Genomic DNA, 4,873 nt, shown 5'->3' with positions numbered 1-4,873 from the left:
CCGGCGCCGGCTGCGCCGGGGCCAGCATCGCCGCGACCACCCGCCGGGCGATCTCCGGCGCCCCGGCCCAGTGCAGCCCCAGCTGCGACGCGTGGACCTGACGCCAGACGAAGCCCTCCGGATTACCACCCGCCCAGGTCCAGGCCGGCACCTGGCCCGCCCGGGGCGTGACGATCGCCCGGTGCTGCTTGTAGCCGGTGATCCGGGCACCGGCCGGGGCCAGCGGCGACGTCGCCGGGGCGGTCGCCTCGCGGTAGCCCGCGATCGTCTGGCCGGCGGTCAGCGCCGACGCGTCCAGGATCCCGCACATCGGGCGGCCGTCGAAGTCGCGGGTCAGCCAGGGCAGGCCGACGCCCTCGGCGATGATCGGGCGGTTGTCGTGCGCCAGCTGGGACACGGCCGCGCAGAGGCGGCGGTTCGCGGACAGCTCTTCCGCGTACCCCTCCGGCAGGGCCGCCCCGATCATGAGCCCGCGCGTGCCCGCCGGGAGGGTTTCGTCGCGCAGCGGGTCGATGATCGCGACCTCGGCGCCGGCCGCGGTGAGCAGCTCGACCGTTTCCACGTACGTGTAAGGGGCGCCCGGTCCGCCGGCCAGCGCGATCACCGGGCGGTTCTCCGGCGGCACCAGCGGTTCGCCGGTCGCCTCGGCCAGCGCGTCCACCGGTGACCAGGCCTGCTCGGGCAGCGGCGGCGCCGCGTCGGCCAGCGCCATCACCCGATCGAGGTCGATCGCACCGGCGACGGCCTCGCCGAGGCGGCGGACGGCCCGGACCGCTTCGACCGTGCGGTGCGCCACCGGGACCGGGCCCTGGGCGCGGGCCGGCAGCACGGCCGGGAGGTCACCGCGGCGCAGCGCGCCCAGCACCGGCATGCCGATGTCGTCGAGCGCGGTGCGGAGCATCTCCTCGTGGCGGGGCGAGGCCACCCGGTTCAGGATGACGCCGCCGAGGTGCACCATCTCGTCGAACATCCGGAAGCCGTGGACCAGCGCGGCCAACGAGTGACCCATGGCGGCCACGTCGACGACGAGCACCACCGGCGCGCGCAGCGCGGCGGCGACTGCGGCCGTACCGTCGATCTCCGGTTGTCCGGTCAGGCTGTCGAACAGGCCCATCGCGCCTTCGATGACCGCGATCTGCGAGCCGGCCGCGCCGTGCGCGAACAGCGGCGCGATGCGCTGCGCGCCGACCAGGCGCGGGTCGAGGTTGCGGCCGGGACGCCCCGCGGCCAGGCCGAGGTAGGCGGCGTCGGTGTGGTCGGGGCCGACCTTGAAACCGGTGGCCGGCACCCCCCGCGCGGTGCACGCGGCGAGCAACCCGACCGCGATCGCGGTCTTCCCGTGCCCGGACGAGGGTGCGCTCACCACCAGGCGCGAGTGGGCGGACATCACGGCTCCCTCGGGGATACGGAAAACGACGGCGACATGATATTGACCGCCGGACATCGCACCCTACCTGCCAGCGGAAAGCGGCCGTCGCGAGCCGGGTAGCCTCAGAACGTGTACCGGTTCCTGCTGACGCCCCGCTGGCTGGCCGCCGCGGCGCTCACCGTGGCCGCCTCGGTGATCATGGTGTTCCTCGGCAACTGGCAGCTGCACCGCTACCAGGAACGCAGCGCGATCAACGCGCGGATCGACGCCGCTGACTCCAGCCCCGCCGTGCCGCTGGCGTCCGTGCTGGCCAAGCCGGTCGCGCCCGGCAAGCCGGGTGCGTCCCCCGGTGAGGACGCGGCCTGGACGAAGGTCACGGTCACCGGACGGTACGACGCGGCGCACGAGATCCAGGCCCGCGGACGCACGGTCGACGGCTCGGTCGGCTTCGAGATCGTGACCCCGCTGCTGCTGGCCGACGGCACGGCGGTGCTGATCGACCGCGGCTGGGTCCCGTCGAAGGACGGCGACGCGATCTCGGCGCCGGTGGCCACCCCGGCCCCGACGGGCGAGGTAACGGTGGTCGGCCAGGTGCACCTGTCCGAGAGCCGGCCGGCCCCGCTGGCGCGGCGCGACGGCCGGATCGACACCCGGCGGATCGCGGTGCCCAAGCTGGCGGCCGAGCTGCCGTTCCCCGTGTACGGGGCATACGTGCTGGTCAGCGACCCCGAGCCGGGCTTCGCGCGGATCCCGATCGATCACGAGGACTCGTGGCAGAACGGCGGCTACGCGGTCCAGTGGTGGCTGTTCGCGGTGATGGCGCTGCTCGCGTACGGGTGGCAGGCCCGAAAGGAAGCCAACGGCGACGCCCCGAAGAAGCGGGAGGACCGGGTGGCGGCGGCAGACCAGCGCATGGCGGCCGTTCCCAGCGCAAGGCAGGCCGACTAACCTCGGCGGAGTGACCTTTCCGGACTCCACGCCGAGTGACCCCTGGAGCGTGCCCACCCCCGCACAGCCGGTCCCACCGCCGGATCCGCTGGTGCCGGGCCCGGTGATCGCCCAGATCGGCGACATGGCGGTCACGTCGACGGTGGTCCACACCCCGGCCGGGGACATCCCGCTGGCCGGCTCGACGTGGACAGTGAACGACTACTGGCACAGCGAGCAGAAGATCCCGCCGTGGGCCATCGCGGCGGCGATCGTGGGGTTCTGCGTCCTGACGATCTTCAGCCTGCTGTTCCTGCTGGTGAAGGTGACTGTCCCGCGAGGGACGGTGCAGGTGACGGTGACCAACGCGACACGGCAGTACGTCGCCCGGATCCCGGTGACCGATCAGTCGCAGGTGACCTATGTCCATCAGCAGGTCAACTACGTGCGGTCGCTCGCGGCTCTCTGATCCGGGTCTCCCCGTTCCTACGAGAGGGTGACGGCATGGCCGACGACGACCGTGTTGCACTGGCGATCGAGCGTCATGATCTGGACGGGTTGCGGCGCCTTGCTGCCGGCGGCAGTGCTGACGCGGTGTCGGCGCTGGTCGAGATCGCCGGGGAGCGCGGGGATGTGGCAGAGCTACGGAGGCTGGCCGACGGCGGCAGCGACCACGCCGCCGAAGTCCTCAACGATCTGACCGACGACTGACCCTCGCCCTCGTGGCGTTGGCTCAGTTTTCTGGGGTGGCGGGGAAGCCGAGGGCCTTGACCATGTCGATGGTGTCGGCTTCTTCGGCGCGCTTGTCGTCGCGGTAGCGCAGGACGCGGGCGAACCGCAGCGCCACCCCGCCCGGATAGCGGGGTGAGGTCTGCACACCGTCGAAGGCGATCTCCACGACCTGCTCGGGCCGCACGGTGACCACCCAGCCGGAGTCGTCGATCGCCAGCTCCTTGAACCGTTCGGTCTGCCAGCGCAGCAGCTCGTCGGTGAGGCCCTTGAACGTCTTGCCCAGCATGACGAACCCGCCGGTCCGCGGATCCCGGGCGCCCAGGTGCAGGTTGGACAGCCACCCCTGCCGCCGCCCGTGCCCCCACTCCACAGCCAGAACAACCAGGTCAAGCGTGTGCCGCGGCTTGACCTTGACCCACGCGGCGCCCCGGCGGCCCACGTCGTACGGGGCCTCCTGGGCCTTGACCACGACGCCTTCCTGCCCGGCGGCAAGGGCGGCCGCGAACGCCTCGGCAGCCTGCTCCTCGCTCTCGACGGTCCGCCGCCCCACGATGAGCTCGGCGGGCAGTGCGTCGGCCAGCGCGGCCCAGCGCACCCGGCCCGGCTCGTCGAGCAGGTCGGTGCCGCCGAGGTGGAGAAGATCGAAGAAGTACGGAACCAGCCCGGGCCCGTCGACCGGCCCCTCTTTCCCGCCGCGCCGGGCACCCCGGGTGGCGGCCCGGCTCGACGTCTCCTGGAACGGCCGTGGCCGCCCTTGGGCGTCAAGGGCCATGGCCTCACCGTCGAGCACGAACTCCCGAGCCGGAACGGCCCGCGCGGCGGCGACGACCTCGGGCAACCGCGCGGTGATGTCGTCGAGGCTGCGGGTGAAGACGGCAACCTCGTCCCCGGAACGGTGCACCTGGATGCGGATGCCGTCGAGCTTCACGTCGACGGTGGCCGGTGACCCGGTGGCCAGCAGCGCCGCGGCGACATCGGGGGCACTGCTGGCGAGCATCGGGGTCAGCGGAGTGCCGACCCGCAGGCTGATCTCGCTGAGCGCGGGCGCCCCGCCGGCGAGCGCGGCGACAGCCACCTGCTTGAGGTCACCGGAGAGCAGCAGCGCCCGCCGGACAGCCGTGACAGGCACCTCGGCGGCGCGGGCGACGGCGTCGGCGAGCAGGCCGGCCTGAGCGCCCTGGCGCAACTCGCCGCTGAAGAGGCCGACGAGCAGCCGCTGCTCATCGGCGGTGGCCCGGCCGAAGAGCCCGGCCAGCAAGTCACGCCGGCGGGCCTGCGACCCGGTGCCGGCGACAACGGAGATGGCGGCGATCCGCTCGTCGACCTCGGCCACGGTGAGCACCGGCTCGGCGGCGGGCTCGGGGAGATCACGCAAGCCGGCGTAACCGACGCCGGTCTGGCGTTGCCGCAGCTCACCGGCCAGGTAGGCGGAGCCGGCGGCCAGCTCGCCGGGATCGAGACGCCGGAGGGCATCGGCGAGCAGGTCGATCTTGGCCTTGCGGCCGGAGGTGGCGGAAACGGCGGCCGACGTGGCTGCCAGGTCGAGGAACTGCACGAACCCCATCCTGGCAGCCAGGTACGACATTCGCGGGCCGGTCGCGATCCGCTCCCCCGTGAAGCGTTCGCAACCGGCCCGGTCCGGGGGCCCGCCCGCTGCTCCACCGCTCTGCTGCTGCGTCCGGGAGACCGGCGGCCGGCGGCCGGCCGTGGCCGTCGCCAGGCTCGGGAGGACTGAGCAACGGCCCCCCGACGCCGCCGAGCCGGGGAGGACTGGGCGGCGGGAGGACCTGGGCGGCGGAAAGACCGGGCAGTGGGAGGGGCCAGTCGCGCGGCGCCCCGCGGGGC

Annotated in this window: 5 protein-coding genes; 3 read left to right on the top strand and 2 right to left on the bottom strand. The window is 73.6% G+C overall.

Features of this window, described 5'->3' with window-relative positions; all coding sequences use genetic code 11:
• The coding region (locus AB0C29_RS33840) for a cobyrinate a,c-diamide synthase (RefSeq protein WP_360828972.1) at positions 1-1,387 on the bottom strand (1,387 nt) is incomplete at its 3' end.
• Positions 1,388-1,498: 111 nt separating this feature from the next.
• Here AB0C29_RS33840 and AB0C29_RS33835 point away from each other — a divergent pair.
• Genes AB0C29_RS33835 through AB0C29_RS33825 form a run of 3 tightly spaced genes read left to right on the top strand, consistent with a single transcriptional unit; the run spans position 1,499 to position 3,007 of the window.
• Entirely contained in the window at positions 1,499-2,317 is an 819-nt protein-coding gene (locus AB0C29_RS33835) for an SURF1 family protein (protein ID WP_360828969.1), read from the top strand.
• A 10-nt stretch (positions 2,318-2,327) separates the two neighbouring features.
• Entirely contained in the window at positions 2,328-2,765 is a 438-nt protein-coding gene (locus tag AB0C29_RS33830) for a hypothetical protein (RefSeq protein ID WP_360828966.1), read from the top strand.
• 35 nt (positions 2,766-2,800) lie between these two features.
• Positions 2,801-3,007, top strand: a complete 207-nt coding sequence (locus AB0C29_RS33825) for a hypothetical protein (protein WP_360828963.1) — start codon at positions 2,801-2,803, stop codon at positions 3,005-3,007.
• 22 nt (positions 3,008-3,029) lie between these two features.
• Here the strand turns inward: AB0C29_RS33825 and AB0C29_RS33820 are convergent, their stop codons facing one another.
• Positions 3,030-4,592, bottom strand: coding sequence for an ATP-dependent DNA ligase (locus AB0C29_RS33820; RefSeq protein WP_360828960.1), 1,563 nt, complete (start codon positions 4,590-4,592; stop codon positions 3,030-3,032).
• Positions 4,593-4,873 lie beyond the last annotated feature (281 nt).

Source organism: Actinoplanes sp. NPDC048791 (assembly GCF_040650095.1).
GTDB lineage: Bacteria > Actinomycetota > Actinomycetes > Mycobacteriales > Micromonosporaceae > Actinoplanes.
This window is presented reverse-complemented; position numbering and strand designations above follow the sequence as displayed.

What these genes read in the sequence shown, in the direction of transcription:
- AB0C29_RS33825 (WP_360828963.1), top strand. Translation starts at nt 2,801, where the DNA reads ATGGCCGACGACGACCGTGTTGCACTGGCGATCGAGCGTCATGATCTG.
- AB0C29_RS33820 (WP_360828960.1), bottom strand. Translation starts at nt 4,592, where the DNA reads ATGGGGTTCGTGCAGTTCCTCGACCTGGCAGCCACGTCGGCCGCCGTT.